Annotated in this window: 22 protein-coding genes; all 22 read right to left on the bottom strand. The window is 48.1% G+C overall.

Annotation, left to right across the window (positions count from 1 at the left end; translation table 11 throughout):
* Nucleotides 1-2: 2 nt before the first annotated feature.
* The gene (locus tag H6A32_RS00600; protein WP_243424820.1) at nucleotides 3-482 is read right to left on the bottom strand and encodes a stage III sporulation protein AG; all 480 of its coding nucleotides are present in this window, start codon (nucleotides 480-482) and stop codon (nucleotides 3-5) included.
* Nucleotides 472-810, bottom strand: a complete 339-nt coding sequence (locus H6A32_RS00595; protein WP_162610131.1) for a stage III sporulation protein AF — start codon at nucleotides 808-810, stop codon at nucleotides 472-474. The genes H6A32_RS00600 and H6A32_RS00595 overlap by 11 nt, the downstream gene beginning before the upstream one ends.
* A gap of 8 nt (nucleotides 811-818) precedes the next feature.
* Complete coding sequence (locus H6A32_RS00590; protein WP_204863508.1) at nucleotides 819-1,979, bottom strand: stage III sporulation protein AE; 1,161 nt, start codon at nucleotides 1,977-1,979, stop codon at nucleotides 819-821.
* Nucleotides 1,976-2,362 (bottom strand): SpoIIIAC/SpoIIIAD family protein, encoded by a 387-nt coding sequence (locus H6A32_RS00585; protein ID WP_204863507.1) that lies wholly within the window; start codon nucleotides 2,360-2,362, stop codon nucleotides 1,976-1,978. Before H6A32_RS00585 ends, H6A32_RS00590 begins: the two co-directional genes overlap by 4 nt.
* Nucleotides 2,363-2,397: 35 nt before the next feature.
* Nucleotides 2,398-2,592, bottom strand: a complete 195-nt coding sequence (gene spoIIIAC, locus H6A32_RS00580) for a stage III sporulation protein AC (RefSeq protein WP_024732252.1) — start codon at nucleotides 2,590-2,592, stop codon at nucleotides 2,398-2,400.
* A gap of 49 nt (nucleotides 2,593-2,641) precedes the next feature.
* A complete protein-coding gene (locus tag H6A32_RS00575) occupies nucleotides 2,642-3,175 on the bottom strand; it encodes a stage III sporulation protein AB (RefSeq protein WP_204863506.1) in 534 nt (177 codons plus the stop codon).
* The gene (spoIIIAA, locus tag H6A32_RS00570; protein ID WP_204863505.1) at nucleotides 3,166-4,074 is read right to left on the bottom strand and encodes a stage III sporulation protein AA; all 909 of its coding nucleotides are present in this window, start codon (nucleotides 4,072-4,074) and stop codon (nucleotides 3,166-3,168) included. Before spoIIIAA ends, H6A32_RS00575 begins: the two co-directional genes overlap by 10 nt.
* A 249-nt stretch (nucleotides 4,075-4,323) precedes the next feature.
* Complete coding sequence (locus H6A32_RS00565; protein WP_087252900.1) at nucleotides 4,324-4,626, bottom strand: site-specific integrase; 303 nt, start codon at nucleotides 4,624-4,626, stop codon at nucleotides 4,324-4,326.
* A 222-nt stretch (nucleotides 4,627-4,848) separates the two neighbouring features.
* Nucleotides 4,849-5,478, bottom strand: a complete 630-nt coding sequence (locus tag H6A32_RS00560; RefSeq protein ID WP_087167328.1) for a DUF1847 domain-containing protein — start codon at nucleotides 5,476-5,478, stop codon at nucleotides 4,849-4,851.
* A 118-nt stretch (nucleotides 5,479-5,596) separates the two neighbouring features.
* Complete coding sequence (locus H6A32_RS00555) at nucleotides 5,597-7,693, bottom strand: polyribonucleotide nucleotidyltransferase (RefSeq protein ID WP_087167513.1); 2,097 nt, start codon at nucleotides 7,691-7,693, stop codon at nucleotides 5,597-5,599.
* A gap of 210 nt (nucleotides 7,694-7,903) precedes the next feature.
* The gene (rpsO, locus tag H6A32_RS00550) at nucleotides 7,904-8,170 is read right to left on the bottom strand and encodes a 30S ribosomal protein S15 (protein WP_024732247.1); all 267 of its coding nucleotides are present in this window, start codon (nucleotides 8,168-8,170) and stop codon (nucleotides 7,904-7,906) included.
* A gap of 116 nt (nucleotides 8,171-8,286) precedes the next feature.
* On the bottom strand, nucleotides 8,287-9,270 hold the full coding sequence (gene ribF / locus H6A32_RS00545; protein ID WP_087167329.1) for a riboflavin biosynthesis protein RibF: 984 nt from the start codon (nucleotides 9,268-9,270) through the stop codon (nucleotides 8,287-8,289).
* A gap of 11 nt (nucleotides 9,271-9,281) precedes the next feature.
* The gene (truB, locus tag H6A32_RS00540) at nucleotides 9,282-10,190 is read right to left on the bottom strand and encodes a tRNA pseudouridine(55) synthase TruB (RefSeq protein WP_087252903.1); all 909 of its coding nucleotides are present in this window, start codon (nucleotides 10,188-10,190) and stop codon (nucleotides 9,282-9,284) included.
* The gene (locus tag H6A32_RS00535) at nucleotides 10,187-11,146 is read right to left on the bottom strand and encodes a DHH family phosphoesterase (protein ID WP_204863504.1); all 960 of its coding nucleotides are present in this window, start codon (nucleotides 11,144-11,146) and stop codon (nucleotides 10,187-10,189) included. The genes truB and H6A32_RS00535 overlap by 4 nt, the downstream gene beginning before the upstream one ends.
* 1 nt (nucleotide 11,147) lies before the next feature.
* Nucleotides 11,148-11,519: a 30S ribosome-binding factor RbfA gene (gene rbfA / locus H6A32_RS00530; protein WP_087252909.1), complete on the bottom strand. Its 372-nt coding sequence runs from the start codon at nucleotides 11,517-11,519 to the stop codon at nucleotides 11,148-11,150.
* Between the two features lie 9 nt (nucleotides 11,520-11,528).
* Nucleotides 11,529-14,171 carry a translation initiation factor IF-2 gene (gene infB / locus H6A32_RS00525; protein WP_087252911.1) on the bottom strand — a complete coding sequence of 881 codons (2,643 nt, stop codon included), beginning with the start codon at nucleotides 14,169-14,171 and terminating at the stop codon, nucleotides 11,529-11,531.
* 23 nt (nucleotides 14,172-14,194) lie between these two features.
* Nucleotides 14,195-14,509 carry a L7Ae/L30e/S12e/Gadd45 family ribosomal protein gene (locus tag H6A32_RS00520; RefSeq protein WP_087167334.1) on the bottom strand — a complete coding sequence of 105 codons (315 nt, stop codon included), beginning with the start codon at nucleotides 14,507-14,509 and terminating at the stop codon, nucleotides 14,195-14,197.
* Nucleotides 14,496-14,768 carry an RNase P modulator RnpM gene (gene rnpM / locus H6A32_RS00515; RefSeq protein ID WP_242960086.1) on the bottom strand — a complete coding sequence of 91 codons (273 nt, stop codon included), beginning with the start codon at nucleotides 14,766-14,768 and terminating at the stop codon, nucleotides 14,496-14,498. Before rnpM ends, H6A32_RS00520 begins: the two co-directional genes overlap by 14 nt.
* A complete protein-coding gene (gene nusA, locus H6A32_RS00510; RefSeq protein WP_204863503.1) occupies nucleotides 14,761-15,945 on the bottom strand; it encodes a transcription termination factor NusA in 1,185 nt (394 codons plus the stop codon). The genes rnpM and nusA overlap by 8 nt, the downstream gene beginning before the upstream one ends.
* Before the next feature lie 22 nt (nucleotides 15,946-15,967).
* Nucleotides 15,968-16,435, bottom strand: coding sequence for a ribosome maturation factor RimP (gene rimP, locus H6A32_RS00505; RefSeq protein ID WP_087252916.1), 468 nt, complete (start codon nucleotides 16,433-16,435; stop codon nucleotides 15,968-15,970).
* Nucleotides 16,436-16,626: 191 nt separating this feature from the next.
* Complete coding sequence (gene phnX, locus H6A32_RS00500; protein WP_204863502.1) at nucleotides 16,627-17,394, bottom strand: phosphonoacetaldehyde hydrolase; 768 nt, start codon at nucleotides 17,392-17,394, stop codon at nucleotides 16,627-16,629.
* Nucleotide 17,395: 1 nt separating this feature from the next.
* Complete coding sequence (locus H6A32_RS00495) at nucleotides 17,396-18,490, bottom strand: 2-aminoethylphosphonate--pyruvate transaminase (protein WP_087252920.1); 1,095 nt, start codon at nucleotides 18,488-18,490, stop codon at nucleotides 17,396-17,398.
* Between the last annotated feature and the right edge of the window lie 100 nt (nucleotides 18,491-18,590).

The following is an 18,590-nucleotide window of genomic DNA, read 5'->3' as shown; positions in this document are numbered from 1 at the left end:
TCCTATTTCATCTTTACTACCTTAATCTTATGTGACTCTACGGGAAATAATGCCTCAACCGCCTCTGTAATCTGTTGTACCACAACCGGTTCGTCTCCTCCCTCACAGAGCACTACCACCCCTTCCACTGCCGGAGTCAGTTCTTTTGCCACATAAGGCGTCTGTCCCCTGTCTGTCGTTTCTTCATAAACCGTTGTCTCGCTGCTTGTACTTTGGGTTTCATCTTTGGATGTCTCCTTGTCTTTTTCCACTATCTTTTCTGAAGAGGAAGAAAGAGTAATCATCACCTTCACCTTCCCTGCCCCTTCCATCTGCGCCAGAATCTTTTCCAGCTTAGCCTCAGCCATGGAAGCGTAATCCTCTTCTTTCACGGTGTCGGTTTCAGCCTCTTTTGTCTTCCTGTTTTCAGGTTCAGAAACAGGAAGTGCTATCACCAGAAGCAAAAACCCGGCAAGCAGCAGAAGCAGCCACTTATTTTTCATCGGCATTTTCCCGCCCTTCAGAAGATTCTGAAGCCATGTCCTGCTGCCATTCAAAATATCCCTCCTCCGCAGACTCAAATTGTTCCCTCGCCCGTTCCATTTCCTTTACGTTCTGGCGGTATTCCATACTGTGATACAGGTTTTCAAATTCTCCCTCCAGCTGGAATACCCCAAGCACCGGCCTTGCCAGAAGCAGAATCAATACCAGTCCCGTAAAAAAGCGGATATACTTTTTGTAATCGGAATCCGGAATGATCTGCATCAGCATTGTCATCAAGATCAGATAAAAAACAAGATTCTTTATCCAGTCATATATATATGTAAACATGTCTCCTCCTATGACCGAACGGCCGCCACAATCACGATGGTAATCAAAAACAGCACTGCACTGGTATAGACGGTTTTTAACAGAAGCACCGCTCCGTCTCCTGCACCTGCAATGCATCCGACCACCCGTTTATCCGAAACCGGCTCCAGGAGCGCCGCGGTCAATTTATATAGAAGCGCCATCACTGCAATCTGAATAACCGGAATGAGACAGATCACCACACAGATAACCGCGCCGGCCACTCCGATTCCATTCCGGATCAGCGTCAGCGCCGAAACGATAATCTCCGTCATTCCTCCAATGGTATTTCCAATTCCAGGAATGGATTCCAGCCCTTTTTGCAGTCCGCTTCGCCTGACCTGGTCAAGTACCGGACTGATGAGCCCCTGGATCAGATTCATCCCCACAATTCCTACCAGCATCGTCTTTAAGATCCAGCTGATCACCGTTTCCACCAGTTCCGCAAACCGTCCCAGAAATGGTTCCGGGGAGAGTTCATCCATCAGACGGATCATCAGATATACATGGATCAGCGGTAGAATCAGATAGCAGACCACATTCTGGACGAGAAAAATAAGGAACAGCATCAGATTATAAAACACAACAGAAGTCGCGCTCCCCGTGACCACAGCCGCGGCCATCAGGTAGACCGGACAGAGCACCTGCATAAAATCCGTCAAAAGCTGCAGCCCAGATGTAACCGCATCCATCATCATCTCAAAGGTCTGCAAAAGCAACGTAATCAAAAGCAGATACAAAATAAAAAATCCCGCATCCGCAGCCTGTCCTGCCGCAAACACATGGCTGAAGTTGGCAAAGACTGCCGCAATCAGCGCGATCACCAGGATGTGGAGCATCGCCTGTCTGTTTTCGGAAAGGACCGAAAACAAGGTGCCAAGAAGTCCTTTTCCCGCAAGCTGCAAGGCACCGGACACATCCCCTTCCATAAACGTCTCCAGAACATCGGCAAACCGGATTCTCTCATCCGGAAGGATTTCCCGCATCATCTTATCCACATCCGTGAAATCCAGATCCTCCATCATCTCCCGGGCCGCCTCCGGTGTTTCCTCCTCCCCGTTTGCTGCTTCTGCCGTCACACTCAGGCCGCCCCAAAACAGGAGAATTCCAAGAAGGACTGCCAGAACGATTCTGCTTTCCTTTCTTCTCATGATAAAAACGCCTCAATCGTCCGAAGCAGCGTCAGGAGTACCGGCATTCCAAGCGCCAGCACTGTGATCTTCCCGAAGAGCTGAATCTGGGCGGCGATGGTCTGGCAGCCGGAATCTTTGCAGATATTGGAGGCAAATTCCGCCACATAAGTAATACCAAGCATCTTCAGGAGAACTCCAAGATAAGAGCCTTCAATCTGGAGGAACGAGCCGATCTCCTTTACCGTATCCAGCACTGTGCTGAGCTTTCCAATAATCCCCGTACCAAGCAGAATTCCCGCCGCAATACTGACATAAATTCCGTATTCTGTTTTTCCTCCCTTAAACTGCAACGCAATCAGTGCCGCACATACACTGATGGCCGCTGCTTTTTGTATGGACATCTACTCCCTCCTTCGCCTCGTCATTTTATTTACAGCTACAGGGCAAACAGACGCCTCATGGTTTCAAACAGATCGTAGATATACGGCACAATCCAGATCAGGACCAGAATCAGCCCGGCAAGACTGGTCAAAAACGCCTGCTCCTCCCTCCCGCTGTGCTTTAACACCTGGCTTAAAACCGAGACCAGAATTCCCACTGCGGCAATTTTAAAGATCAGACTGACACTCATACGCACTTCCTTCCCTTCTTTTTTCTCCCAGCATTTCATCCATCGTTTTTTACAAAAACAGAATCGTAAGAAAAACCCCGCCAAGCACTCCAAGACAGTTCCCGATCCTCCGCCTGGGACCAATCTCCGCTTCCGCCTCCCGGATCCATTTTTCCCATCGTTCTCCCGAGAGTTTCAGCATCCCCGTCTGCATCTTAAGATCCAGATATCCGGTCTGGCTCCCAAGGGAAAGAAATATTTCCCACTCCTCTGCGGACAGATGCTTTTCCTTTCGATATGCCTCCAAAGTCCGGGAGGTATATTCACGGAACCACTCCGGAAACTTAAGGCTTCCCTGCTCCTCAAACACCCGGTGCGCCTGCACAAACAACGATGCATACGGCTCCTTGATTCTGGAAGAGATCTCCAGCATCACCTCCGGGAACGGCTCCCTGGTATATTCAATCTCGCCCCGGATCATCTGATACAATTCTCTCAAGAAACGCAGTTCTTCCAGATGCTGGTTCAGCGACCGCCCGTAACCGAAGCCAAGGGCCGAACAGGCAGAAACTACAAGAACCGCTCCCGCGATTTTCAACAGCACGGCTGTCCCCTCCTGTCATAAATTCCCTCGATCATGCCCGGCCTGTCCCCCTGCTTCAGTACAATGTACCGCTCAAACCGCTCCTCCTGGATCAATCTCCCAAGAACCGGCTTTTTCTTCAGCTCCTGCACCGAATTTCCATGGGCCGTCACAAGTATCCTGCACCCACAGTGCATGGCATACTCAATCGCTTCCACATCCTCCTTTGTCCCGATCTCATCCGCCGCCACCACTTTCGGCGTCATCGAACGAATCAGCATCAGCATCCCCTCCGCCTTCGGGCATGCATCCAGCACATCACTGCGAAGGCCGATATCATTCTGCGCCGCCCCAAGATAACAACCGGCAATCTCCGAACGCTCGTCCACAATTCCCACTGTACAGCCCTTCACATAGGAATTGCCGTCAGATACCTGACGGATGATATCCCGAAGCAGCGTCGTCTTTCCGCAGCCCGGAGGCGAAATAATCATCGTATGGTACAACTCCTTCTGATTCGTAATATACGGAAACACCCGGTCCGCACACCCTTTCACCTCATGGGCCGCACGAATATGTACCGAAGACACATACCGAAGATTCTTCACACGGTCCCTCTCCGTAATCGCCTTTCCCGCCATCCCCACGCGATGACCACCCTCAATCGTCAAAAAACCCTTCCGCATCTCCTCCTCAAACGCATACGGCGAATATCTGCTCATAAAATTCACAATCTCCTTCAACTCCTCTCTTCCCGGAAAATAATCCAGACGTACCTCCCGGCCGCCCTCATAAACACAGACCGGCCTCCCGACCCGGATACAAATTTCCGTAACCTGATCAAAATCCAGATTTCTCTTTCCTATTACACTCTTCAACCTTTCCGGAAGAATCCGAAAAATCTCCTCCCGCTTACTCATGATTGTCCACCACCTTTTACATCACAATATATGCAGGGGGACGTGTTCTGATGCATCGGAACACGTCCCCCATGAAAAAAATATGAAGTTGTCTTTAAGTTGTTTTTACCGATCTTTTTCGACTTTTTGTCTTTTTGTTATGTGGCGCATCAGATATTTCCCTGTCGCAGTCTCGGATTTTCTGTAGTTTCTGAATTTCATACTTTTGTAACTTTTAGATCGGGCAGGCGGGTTTTGTGTATACATCTATTATTGTCTGATTTTTTTCACAGGTACCTTCAACTGGGCGTATCCGCAGAATTCCAGGAACTGATTCAATGCAGCCAGCATGGAATTTACGCTGCTTACAGCGTAACGCTCTATCAGCCATTCTTTATATGCAAGAAGCCTTGCCTTGTCCACTTCCCGGCTGTTTCCAAGAAACTTCAAAAAGCAACGCAGGTCTGTACTGTATTTGCTAATAGTCGTCTCCGCGTTTTCCCTTTCATACAGATAGGTTTTAAAATCCTTAACATCTGTTTCCTTCACCGTAAAATATACTTTCTCTGTCATGATGATTCCTCCTCACGCTTACTTTTCCCTGTTTTTATCCTTCTATAATATAAAGATGGAATAAAACAGCAAAAAGGGTCAGAAAAACGGGAAATTTTTACAATTTTTTCTTTTTTACATCCGGGCAATAAAAAAAGAAGCACATCCGGCAGCATGCTTCTGCCCTGATATGCTTCTTTTACTCGGTTTCGATTTATACAGATACAATGCGGTTCTGTATTTTTATAAAAGTTTCTTATAGTAAGACTCTGCCGTATAAAGTGCGGCAACCGGATTGTGTCCCAGTACCCGGTCTTTGGTCACGGCTGTGGTAACCGGTGCATCCGAATGTTTGTAGAACAGGCTGTCGTGTCCTACGCAGAGGCCGACTACGACATTGAGGTCGGTCTTTTCTTTGTTCAGATATTTTGCCTGTAAGATCGGATTGCACATGTGGCAGCCGATTTCCTGACATTCTTCCGGGATACCGATTCTGCTTTTGTCCACCGCTCCTGTTTTGCAGGCTACTCCGATGACTTCCAGACCGTGGGATCTCAGGATCTTCGCCAGTGTCCTGCTCTCCCGGATCAGTCCGACACAGGTCGCGATTCCGATCTTTTTCGCTCCGATTTTTCCGGCGAACTGAATGATCTCCTCCACTCTTGTCAGTTTCAGATATCCTTCATACTCGACCTCCGCCGCGGCAATGGCAAGCTTATGATTCTCCGGATCTTCATAGCAGGCAAGCGCCTCCTCCAACAGTTCTTCGTCCAGTGACGCAGTCAGGCAGAAATCCGGGTAGTTCCCGTCCTTTTTCTCACATGCTGTCACTGCACAGTCTACGCAGGATCTTCTGATCTTTTTTTCTTCCATTTTTTCGTTCCTCCCAGTCCTTTTTCCGTCTTCTCTTTTCCCATCATATCACACTTTTCCCACAAAAAAAAGCATCCACACCGTCTATGGCATGGATGCTTGAACTTTTCCGTTTGGATTATCTGTTTTCCGGAGCGACGTCTTTGATGCTGAAGCTGATTCTTCCCATCTTGTCTTTTCCAAGGCAGACTGCCTTGACCTTGTCTCCCAGTGTCAGAACATCTTCTACGTGGTCGATGCGCTGTTTGCAGATCTTGGAAATGTGAACCATTCCCTCTTTGCCCGGAGCAAACTCGAGGAATGCGCCGAAATCTTTGATGCTGACTACTGTTCCTTCGAGAACCTGTCCGGCTTCGAAGTCTGTTACGATGATTGTGATCAGGCGTTTTGCCTCTTCCATCATCTCTTTGTCTGTACCGCAGATGGATACGCTTCCTTCGTCGGAAATGTCGATCTTCACGCCGGTTCTTTCGATGATAGCGTTGATCGTCTTTCCTCTCTGTCCTACCACATCGCCAATCTTCTGCGGGTCAATGCTCATCTGAATGATCTTCGGAGCATATTTGCCGACTTCTGCTCTCGGCTCTGCGATTGCTTTGTTCATCACTTCATCGATGATGTAAAGTCTTGCCTGTCTTGTACGGGCAATGGCTTCTTCGATGATCGGTCTTGTCAGTCCGTGGATCTTGATATCCATCTGGATTGCTGTGATACCTTTATGTGTACCTGCCACTTTGAAATCCATGTCTCCGAAGAAGTCTTCCAGACCCTGGATATCTGTCAGGACGATGTAATCGTCGTCTGTCTCTCCTGTTACAAGTCCGCAGGAGATACCTGCTACTGCGCTCTTGATCGGCACACCGGCTGCCATCAGGGACATGCTGGATGCGCAGACACTTGCCTGAGATGTGGATCCGTTGGACTCGAATGTCTCGGATACCGTACGGATTGCGTACGGGAATTCTTCCTCAGACGGAAGTACCGGCACGAGGGCACGCTCAGCCAGTGCTCCATGTCCGATCTCACGGCGTCCCGGTCCTCTGGACGGCTTTGTCTCACCTACAGAGTAGGACGGGAAATTGTAGTGGTGCATATAGCGTTTTGAAGTCTCTGCCTCATCAAGTCCGTCAAGTTTCTGTGCGTCAGAAAGCGGAGCAAGTGTTGTGATGTTGCAGATCTGTGTCTGTCCTCTTGTAAACATTGCGGAACCGTGTACTCTCGGGATCAGGTCTACTTCCGCTGCAAGCGGACGGATCTGGTCGATCGCTCTTCCGTCCGGACGTTTGTGATCTTTGAGGATCATCTTGCGGACAGTCTTCTTCTGATACTGGTACAGCGCTTCTCCGATGCGTGGCAGCCACTCTTCGTTTTCAGCAAATGCCTCTTCGAGACGATCCTGAATCACGCGGATGTTCGCCTCTCTTGTCTGCTTGTCATCGGTAAATACTGCTTCTTCCATCTCCTCAGCCGGAACGAGCTTCTGGATCTCTTCCATCAGGTCTGCCGGTACTGCGAAGCTTTCATATTCATGTTTCGGTTTCCCGCACTCTGCTACGATCTGGTCGATGAATGCGATTACCGTCTGGTTTACTTCGTGTGCCGCGAAAATCGCCTTGATCATCACATCTTCCGGTACTTCGTTGGCTCCGGCTTCGATCATGATGACTTTTTCTTTTGTAGATGCAACAGTCAGCTGCATATCGGATACTGCTTTTTCTTCTGCAGTCGGGTTGAATACGAACTCACCGTTTACAAGTCCTACCTGTGTAGAAGCTGTCGGTCCGTCAAACGGAATATCGGAGATCGCAACTGCGATTGCGGATCCGATCATTGCTGTCAGTTCCGGGCTGCAGTCCTGATCTACAGAAAGGACAAGGTTTTCCAGGGTAACATCGTTTCTGTAATCCTTCGGGAAGAGCGGACGCATCGGGCGGTCGATGACACGGTCTGTCAGAATCGCATTTTCAGATGCCTTTCCTTCTCTTTTGTTGAATCCTCCCGGAATCTTTCCAACTGCATACATCTTTTCATTGTACTCTACGTTCAGCGGGAAGAAATCGATTCCTTCTCTTGGCTTCTCAGAAGCTGTTGCTGTGGAAAGTACTGTTGTTTCTCCATAGTGCATCAGTGCTGCACCGTTTGCCTGCTTTGCCACTCTGCCTACATCAACACGCAGAGGACGTCCGGCAAGTTCCATCTCAAATGTCTTGTACATAAGATCCTCCTCATTTTTCTTTTCTTTTTCGTCGTGCGGAGAATCCCGAAACTACTGAAAAACAAGTCATATACTGGCTTGCTTTTCAGTGGTCCCGGTGTCTCTCCCCGCATACATTTCGCATGATTTTGACAAATATTGAAAACCGGAAAAATATCCCGGCAGTATAAAAGAGGACGGATAAGTGCCCGTCCTCTCTGAATAGCCTGACTATTTTCTGAGTCCTAATCTTTCAATCAAAGAACGGTATCTTTCGATATCTTTTTTCTTTAAATATGCAAGAAGACCACGTCTCTGACCTACCATCTTCAAAAGACCTCTTCTGGAATGATGATCCTTTGGATTTGCTTTGAAATGCTCTGTTAATTCATTGATTCTTGCTGTCAGGATTGCTACCTGAACTTCCGGAGATCCTGTGTCTCCTTCGCTTCTTCCATACTCAGCAATAATAGCTGCTTTCTTTTCTCTGTCGATCATGTTTTTATCCTCCTTATTTTTGAAACGCCGGATATCAGGCGGCGGTCGGAGTCTTCCGTCCACTGGATATCGGCTCACTCATACTTTTTGAGTATATCATGGCACCCTGCCGGATGTCAATTCTTTTCTTCACTTTTGTTTTTGATTTCCAGAAGCATGCGTCTGCTTTCCATTGTGAGAAGAAAGTGTCTCTTTCCTTCCCGTATATCTGTCTGAATCTGCCTTTTAAGTTCATCTATATCGTCAAACTTTTCTTCCGGTCTCAGATAATGATAAAGCTGCAGTACAACCTGCTTTCCGTCTGCTTCTTCCTTCTCCTCATAGCAGAAGAGATGAACCGAAAGAATGGTATCTTCCCCGCTTGATACAGTAGGCTTCTTTCCGATGTTGCACACACCCTGATACCATTGTCCGTCCACCTCCAGCTTACAGACGTAGGCTCCGGCAGGAGGCAGGATTTTTTCCTGACACGGGAAGATATCCATCGTCGGATATCCGATCCGGCGTCCCATGCCCTCTCCTTTCCTCACTGTACCCGCAATTGTATAAGGATAACTGAGCAGCCGGTTCACAAGATCAATATCTCCTGTTTTCATGACTTCCTTTACATAAGTACTGCTTACGATGCGTTCTCCGTAATACTCATTTGGTATCACTTCGAGACGGTATCCGTACGTTTCCTGGTACTTTGCGAGCATCCCGACGTCTCCACGCCTCTCGTGCCCGAACCGGAAGTTTTCGCCAACCACAATGTATTTTGCATGAAACAGATCCGAGAGAATTTTCTCGATAAATACTTCCGCCTCCATCTCTTTTACGGACAGAAACGGACATTCAATCAGATAATCCACTCTTCCGTCCAGACGGATGGCACGCTCTTCATTCATCATCAGTTTTTTCTGGTCAAGGTGACACATTTTTTTGAATTCGGTCATCTCGAAAAAACAAACAACACTTTTTAAATCCGGCTCCTGCTCCACATGTTCCATAATCCGCTCCACCAGTTTACGGTGTCCTCTGTGCAGACCATCAAATTTTCCCAGCGTTACGGCAGTTCCGGCTTCTTCCTGGTAATGTTCAAATCCTGTAATATATTGCATGTTCTTTCCTCTTATTCCGGACTGTAAAACATTTTTTCCACCTGATATTTCTTTTCTCTCCCGGCATAGCGGTAGAGTGCGAGGAATCTTCCGTCCGGACCGTAGACCCGGATGGTCTCCCCGTCCTTTTCCGGGATGTGGTCCTCGATCTGATCCGGCGACAGGGCATTCCCGTTGTAAACGGTCTTTTCCTTTCCCTGCTTCACCGATACTTTCGGCGCATCCGGAAACATGGCATCGATCGGAACAAGAATCTCCCCGATCCTGCCGCCATCCAGATACTCCTGAATTTCAGAAAGAGTCCGGCTTTGATCCAATGTAAAGTTTCCGGATTTTGTTCTGAGCAGGTCGCCCATACATGCCCCGCATCCAAGTTTTCTGCCGATATCATGACAGAGGGTGCGGATGTAGGTTCCTTTGGAGCAGACTACTTCAAACCTGACTTCCGGAAGCCGCATCTCAAGAATCCGGATGGAACGGATTTCCACCCGGCGGGCTTTCCGTTCGATTTCCTTACCTTCTCTTGCAAGTTCATAGAGCTTTTTCCCGCCAACCTTTACCGCAGAGTACATCGGCGGGATCTGGTCATAGATCCCTACGAAAGAAAGGATGGCTTCCTGCACTTCCTCTTCGGTCAGATGGCCGGTCGCGGAAGTATCGAGAACTGTACCGGAAAGATCCTGGGTATCGGTCTCTTTTCCAAGCACCATCACGGCTTCATATGCCTTTTCTTTGTCCGTCATCATTTCGCAGAGCCTGGTTGCTTTTCCAAGGCAGACCGGAAGGACGCCTTCCGCATCCGGATCCAGCGTCCCGGTATGTCCGATCTTTTTCTGTCTTGTCATTCCCCGAAGCTTTGCCACCACATCATGGGAAGTAAAGCCCTTTTCTTTTCTTACGTTCAGAATTCCGTGGATCATGCTTCTTCCTCCAGCTGAAGGGCAACCTGTCCGACGATGTTGTTGACTGCATCATGGACGGTTCCGCGGAACGTAAGTCCTGCGGCCCGCACATGTCCGCCGCCGCCAAAGTACTGGGCAACCTTGCTGACATCCACTTTCTCTTTGGAACGGAGGCTGACTTTAAATTCTCCGCTTTCCAGTTCGTAGAGGAAAATCGCAGCCTCCACGCCGGTTGTCACTCTCAGCTGGCTGACAATGCCTTCCAGATCTTTTGCCTTCACTCCAAAGAAGTTCATGCTTTTCTTTGTAATGTAGGAAAAGATTACTTTTCCGTCCATCAGACGGATACTCTCCAGAAGCGCCTTTCCAAGCACCTGATTCTGAGCGTAGGTCTTTTCATAAAATGTTTTCTCTATGATTTTCGGTCCGTCGATTCCTTTTCTTAAAAGCTCCGCAGCTGCCTCCATGGTCGAAGGCTTTGTGCAGGAATACTGAAACACTCCGGTGTCGTGTACAATTCCCAGATACAGTGCTTCCGCAATCTCCTTTGTGATCCTCTCTTTTTCCAGCAGATCATAGATCAGCTCAGAGGTGGAGCTTGCGTCCGGAACGATCTGGTTTACATCCGCAAATGCCAGGTTGCTCACGTGGTGGTCGATGCAGACCGTCTTTTTGGCCTGTTCAAACAGTGTACCTGCAAATCCGAGTCTTTTCGTATCCCCGCAGTCCAGTGCGAAGAACACATCATATCCGGTATCTTCCGGCAGCTCGTGACGGATCTCGTCTGCCCCTGTCAGCATATGGAACGAATTCGGGATCTCTTCCAAATACACATCCGTTCTGACTTCCGGATAATACATACGTAAATACTGGTAAAGCGCCAGGCAGGAACCGGTGCAGTCCCCGTCAGGCCGTACATGCCCTGCAATGCCGGCCCGCTTTACTCCTTGCAGTATCTCATCCAGTTTCAGCATATTACTCTTCCTCTTTCTTACTGCCTTTCGTGATATCGTCGATCTTCTTTGACATTGCCACCCCGTATTCGATCGACTGATCCAGAATAAAGCGGATCTCCGGGGTGTTACGAAGATTCAGAGAATGTGCAAGCTCTCTTCTGATATACCCTTCTGCGCTCTGAAGCCCTTTGATTGTATCTGCCTGTGCCTTTTCATCACCAAGAACACTGATATAGGCTTTACAGGTCTTCAGATCCGGTGCGACTTCCACCGCAACGACAGAGGTGAACTCTGCCACGCGGGGATCTTTGATTCCCCCGCGCAGAATATTGGACAGTTCATGCATCACTTCTGTATTGACCCTCGTGTTTTTGATACTGTTTTTTCTCATATTTTCATCCTATCTTGGTTTTTCTACCATCTTGAATGCTTCTACCTGATCGCCTTCTTTGATGTCATTGTATTTTTCAAATACGAAACCACATTCGTATCCTGCTTTTACTTCTTTGACATCATCTTTGAAACGCTTCAGTGAAGCAAGTTTTCCTTCAAATACTACAATTCCGTCGCGGATAATTCTTGCGGAGCAGTCACGTTCAAAGATACCGTCCAGAACGTAAGCACCGGCAATGGTTCCGACTCCGGAAGCCTTGAATGTCTGGCGTACTTCCGCGTGTCCAAGCACCTGTTCTTCGAAGATCGGATCGAGCATACCCTTCATGGCAGCTTCCACGTCTTCGATGGCATTGTAGATGACACGGTACAGACGAACGTCAACATTTTCTCTTTCTGCTGTCTCTTTTGCTGCCGCATCCGGACGAACATTAAATCCGATGATGATCGCGTTGGACGCAGATGCAAGCATAACGTCGGATTCGTTGATGGCTCCGACTCCGCCGTGGATCACTTTTACAACAACTTCATCGTTGGACAGCTTCAGAAGGCTCTGCTTCATCGCCTCTACAGATCCCTGTACGTCCGCTTTGACTACGATATCCAGTTCTTTTAAGTTTCCTTCTTTAATCTGGTTGAACAGATCATCCAGAGACATCTTGGATTTTGTCTCCTCCAGCATCTTCATACGATTCTGGGAAATAAAGGTTTCCGCAAAGTTTCTTGCCTCTTTTTCGTTCTTGCTTACAACGAAGACTTCACCCGCATTCGGGACGTCATTGAATCCAAGGATCTCAACCGGCATGGATGGGCCGGCCTCTTTGACACGTCTTCCCTTGTCATCCATCATGGCTCTGACTTTACCAAACGCAGATCCGGCTGCAATGGCGTCACCCACACGGAGTGTTCCTTTCTGTACAAGGACAGTAGCCACCGGTCCTTTTCCTTTATCAAGCTGCGCTTCGATCACAAGACCTCTTGCGCGTCTGTTCGGGTTTGCTTTTAACTCAAGCATTTCCGCTGTCAGAAGGATCATCTCAAGAAGCTCCGGAATACCTTCTTTTGTATGCGCGGATACCGGAACGAAAATCGTGCTTCCACCCCAGTCTTCCGGGATGAGCTCATACTCTGTCAGCTCCTGTTTTACACGTTCGATATTCGCGCTTGGCTTGTCGATCTTGTTGATCGCGACAACAATCTCAACGCCCGCCGCCTTGGCATGGTTGATCGCCTCTACCGTCTGCGGCATGACACCATCGTCTGCTGCAACGACAAGTACTGCAATATCTGTGGAACATGCACCTCTAAGACGCATTGCCGTAAATGCCTCATGCCCCGGTGTGTCAAGGAATGTGATGCTCTCTCCGTTGATGTTGACAACAGATGCTCCGATATGCTGTGTGATTCCGCCGGCCTCTCTGTCTGTTACATTCGTGTGACGGATTGCATCGAGGAGGGAAGTCTTACCATGGTCAACGTGTCCCATAACGCAGACAACCGGTGGACGTTTTTTCATCTTCTTTTCGTCCTCTTCTTCCTCTTTTAAAAGCTCTTCGATTACATCGATTTCTTCTTCCTGCTCGCAGAGCACGTCAAACTCCATTGCGATCTCCTCTGCAGTATCAAAGTCGATCTCCTGGTTGACTGTCACGATTTTGCCCTGAAGGAACAGTTTCTTAACAATAGCGGACGGCTGGATCTTCATCGCGTCTGCCAGCTCCTTGATGGTGAGCATCTTCGGAATTGTGATCTGCTTGATCTGCTCTTCCTTCTTCTCCTGCTTCGGCTGCGGTTTCTCCATTACAGGCTGCTGGTTCTTCCTGCCTTTGCCCTGCTTCTGGCCAAACCTGCCTTCCCGTTCATCATCGCGGTCATAGTCTTTCTTCTTATAATTATCCTTCTGGTTTCTTCTCTGCGGCTTCTGCTCGGCTACCATCGGTGCCGGGATAGACGGTCCGTTGTTTCTTCCGTCTCTTGATCCTCTGCCCTGACGGTCTCTGTCACGATCTCTTCCGTCGCGGGAATCTCTGCCCTGGCGGTCTCTGTCGCGGTCTCTTCCGTCGCGGAAATCTCTTCCTCCCTGACGGTCTTTATCGCGGAAATCCCTGCCCTGGCGGTCTCTGTCTTTATTATCTCTTGATCCTCTGCCCTGACGGTCTCTGTCGCGGTCTCTTCCGTCACGGAAGTCTTTTCCTCCCTGGCGGTCTTTATTGCCGTCTCTTCCCTGACCCTGACGGTCTCTGTCGCGAAAATCTCTTCCCTGACGGTCTTTGTTTCCGTCTCTTGCCGGACGGTTATTGTCGCGCCCTCTCTCCTGGGCAGATACGTATCCTTCTCTCTTTTCCTTATCCATTCCTGTTCTTCCTGACGCCTGCTGTCCGCCCGGTCTCTGGGCACCTCTTGCGTTCTGGCGTCTTTGTCCTCCCTGTGTGTTCTGAGGCCGGAAAACCTGAACAATAGTTTTCTTTTTCGGAGCTTCTGCATTGTGTCCGGCGCTTCCGAATTTCTTCTTCACATCCTCCACCTGCTGCTCTGTCAGAAAACTCATGTGGCTTTTCAGGTCCGCTCCGTTCCCTTTCAGATAATCCATAATTTCCTTGCTCGTTTTATCTATCTCTTTTGCTAATTCATGTACTCGCACTTTTGACATCCAACTACCTCCTATATGCAATTTTATTCTTCTTCCACTGTCAGCTGTTTCTTAATCTCGTCCGCAAATCCCGCATCTGTCACCGCAGCACTTGTGCGGAATTCTTTTCCCATTGCATGACCCAGGGTGTCCTGATCTGCATAAAACAGAATCGGAACGTCGTAAAAGCTACACATGTTACGGAATTTCTTTTTTGTATTCTCAGAGGCATCCGCGGCGATAATCACAAGATAAGCCGTCCCTGACTTGACCGCCTGCTCTGTCTGAAAGTTTCCGCTTTTTGTCTTTCCCGCCCTGGTAGCCAGACTTAAAAGTGACAGACCTTTATTCAGTTTCAATCTGCTCCATCTCCTTTTCCAGCTGTTCATACACTTCGTTTGGAATCGCCTGCTTAAAAGAGCGTTCCAGCCCTTTGTTCTTTACTGCTTTTAGAAAACAATCTCTGGAAAAGCAGAGGTAGGCTCCTCTTCCGTTTTTTCTTCCTGTTGCGTCCAGAAGGAATTCCCCTTCCTTCGTGTGGATGACGCGGAGCATCTCCTTTTTGTTTTTCATCTCCCCGCACCCGACACATTTGCGCATTGGGATCTTTTTATTCATCACTTTCATCCCCGTAACTTTCTTCTTCATCTATGCCATCTTCGTATGCGTCATCCTCATAAACGTCATCTTCATAAATGTCCGACTCGAATACGCCTTCTTCCATCGGCATATCCATGTAGTTTGCCGGAAGTTCTCCGGATTCGATTGCCTGAGTCTCACTCTTGATGTCGATCTTGTATCCGGTCAGTCTTGCGGCCAGTCTTGCATTCTGTCCTTCTTTACCGATGGCAAGAGAAAGCTGGTAATCCGGCACGATGACGCTTGCTGTCTTCTCTTCCGGATCTGCTGCAACGGAGATAACCTTCGCCGGACTCAGCGCGTTTTCGATGAGGATGGCCGGGTTGTCGCTCCAGTTGATGATGTCGATCTTCTCGCCACGTAATTCGTTCACGATGGCATTCACTCTCTGTCCGTTCATTCCGACACATGCTCCAACCGGATCCACGTCCGGATCATTGGACCATACGGCAATCTTTGTACGGGATCCTGCTTCTCTTGCAATGCTCTTGATCTCAACGATACCGTCTTTCACCTCAGTCACCTCGGACTCAAAGAGACGTTTTACAAGCTCCGGATGGGTACGGGATACGAGAATTTTCGGTCCTTTTGTCGTATTCTTTACTTCTACCACGTAAAGTTTGATACGCTCTGTCGGCTTGAATACTTCCCCTTTGACCTGCTCGTTTTCGGTCAGCATGGCGTCTGCCTTTCCAAGATCAATGCTGATGTTGCGTCCCACATAACGCTGCACGATTCCTGTCACAATGTCTTTTTCCTTCTCAAAGTACTGATCATAAACGACCTTGCGTTCTTCTTCCCGGATCTTCTGGAGGATCAGGTTCTTCGCGTTCTGTGTCGCAATCCGTCCAAAGGATTTGGAATCGATCGGTACCTGTACAATATCGCCAAGTTCATATTTGGAGTCCATCATCTTCGCATTTACAAGACTGATCTCCTCCTCCGGATCTTCCACTTCCTCCACTACGGTCTTCTCAGCGTAAACCGCGAAATCGCAGGTCTCACGGTTCATCACGACCTTAATATTATCCGCTTTTTTGAAATGGTTTTTGCAGGCGTTCATCAGGGAATTTTCAATTGCGTCCAGCATGGTCTCCTTGCTGATGTCCTTCTCCTGTTCCAGTATGGTAAGCGCTTCCATTAATTCTGTACTCATTGCTTTCTTTTCCTCCTAAACACTAAAAATCAAATGCCAGCCTGATCAATGCAATCTCTTTCCTGTCAAACTTCTGTTTTGTTCCATCTTCATAAGAAATCGTCACAGAATCACTGTCATATTCCTCTAACACTCCGGTAAACTCTTTCTGCTTGTCAATCATCCGGTATGTCCGGATCTCCACTTCTTCCCCGATGCTTCTTGCAAAGTCCCTGTCTTTCTTTAACGGTCTTCCAAGCCCCGGCGAACTCACTTCCAGGATATAGCTGTCGTCGATAAAATCCTTTTTATCCAGAAGATCAGAGAGCTCTCTGCTTACGACCTCGCAGTCGTTGATGGCAATTCCGCCCGGCTTGTCGATATAGGCCCTTAAATACCAGGTGCCAGCCTCTTTCACATATTCTACGTCAACCAGTTCAAACTCATACTTCATAAGGATCGGAATCAGCAATTCCTCTGTTCTTTGTTCGTAGCTTTCTCTTTTTGACATCCTAACATCCTTTCTCTTTCAGATTTTCATGCCTGTCATAAAAAACCGTCCTTTGTACGGGGACAACCCGCAGAATTAAAGAAGAGTGAACATGACGTCCACTCTTCTGCCGATTTCTTATGTAACTATATGCACTATAGCACGTTTTTTTGACAAAATCAAGGTTTTTTGCCGATTTTAGCGGTTTTCTCCTATTTTACGATATCGCGAATGCCTCTGATGTCGAGAATCACATAGTCTGCTCCCGCATCCTTGTAAATTTTCTCCGCTCTTTCGTACTGTGCTTTCTTTTCTTCTTCGGAAAGGGCGTCAAATTCCTCTTTGGAGAGTCCGAGAACAGAACTTCCTTCCAGGATTCCGACTGCTTCCATTCCTGCGTTCTTTCCTTCTTTGATATCGGATACCGTATCTCCGACTTTGATAACCTTTCTCACATCGGAAAGTCCAAGTGCTTCCATGTTCTTGAAGATCATGTACGGGTACGGACGTCCGTGGTTTTCCACCGCGTTCGGGCTGAACCAGCAGTCCGGCTCGTATCCAAGTTCTTTTGCCTTCGGAGCAACGATGGCCATCATGTCATCGGTATATCCGGTTGTGGATCCTATCTTCAGTCCCATCTCGCGGAGTTCTTTCACCGTTTCGATCACGTACGGTTTCGGATCTGCGAAGTTCGGAAGGTTTTCCAGAAGTTTCTTCTCGCTGAGCTCGTAAACCGCATGGACATCTTCCTCGGTCCAGTCTCTTCCATATTTTTCTTTCCACAGTCCGCTGATGCGTTCTCCCTGAAGCATGGTCCGGATATGGTCGATTTTAAGCATTCCCATCGGTCCTCTGACCTCCTCCATGGTCGGGTCAATTCCGTATTCATGGAAGGAATCGAGGAATGCCTGTACCGGTGCAAAGCATCCGTAATCCACCGTCGTTCCTGCCCAGTCAAAAATCACTGCTTCGTATTTCATCTTAGTTTCTCTCCTTTAAAAATTCTGAAATGATTGCTGTCACCTTTACCATATCTTCCGGATAGATCTCTCCGATGTTTCCGATACGGAATGTATCTGCATCCGTTACTTTTCCCGGATAAATCGCGTATCCTCTTTCTTTGATGTACTGGTACATATCCTGGAAGGAGAAGTTGTGGTGTTCCGGATAGTAGAAGGTTGTAATGATCGGTCCCTGAACATCTGCTCCTACATATGGCCTGATGCCAAGCTCTGCCAGATTTTCAATGAGAATCTGATTGTTCTTCTCGTAGCGTTCCTGTCTCTTTTCAATGCCGCCTTCTTCCTCCAGTTCGCGAAGCGCCTGTCTGAATGCAAGTACCACATGGGTCGGTGATGTAAATCTCCACTTTCCATCCTTCTCCATGGTTTCCCACTGATCGTAAAGATCAAGAGAAAGGCTTCTTGCTTTTCCTTTGCTCTCCATCAGCTTGTCTCTTCTGCAGATAATAAAGGAGAATCCCGGAACGCCCTGGATACATTTGTTGGCGCTGCTGATGATGAAATCAATACCAAGTTCTCCCACCTGGATATCCACGCCGCCGAAGCTTGACATAGCATCCACGATGAATGTCTTTCCTCTTTCTTTTACTACTTTTGCAACGGATGCAATGTCATTTAAGATTCCGGATGTTGTCTCGCTGTGTACCATGGCAACATGTGTAATCTTTGCATCCTCATCCAGATATGCCGCGATCTTTCCTGCATCCGGTACTTTATCAAAATCTTCTTCATAAAGAACGTAGTCAATTTTTGCATGTTCCGCAATTGACGCCATACGTTTGCCGTAAGCACCGTTTGCTGCGATCAGAAGTTTTTCATCTTCTCCAATGACGCTGGTCAGTACAGACTCCACGCCGAACGTTCCGCTTCCCTGCATCAGGACAACGGTATAGTCCTCTTCGGAAACGTGAGCCAGTTTTAACAGTTCTTTTCTGATCTCCTGTGTAATCTGTTTGTAGTCGTCATCCCATGTGCAATGGTCAAACAGCATCTCCTTTTTTACAGTATCCGTTGTGGTGAGCGGTCCTGGTGTGAGTAATTTGTAGTTCTTCATGATTTTCGTTTTCCTTTCCTTTTTCCTGTATTTTCGCATCCGCTCAGACGCATTGACAGACCGCCGGCCTTATTTTCCGGCAGTCTGCATTTGTCTTAAT

The organism is Drancourtella massiliensis (assembly GCF_016900655.1).
In the GTDB taxonomy this organism is placed as follows: Bacteria; Bacillota; Clostridia; order Lachnospirales; family Lachnospiraceae; genus Sellimonas; species Sellimonas catena.
This window is presented reverse-complemented; position numbering and strand designations above follow the sequence as displayed.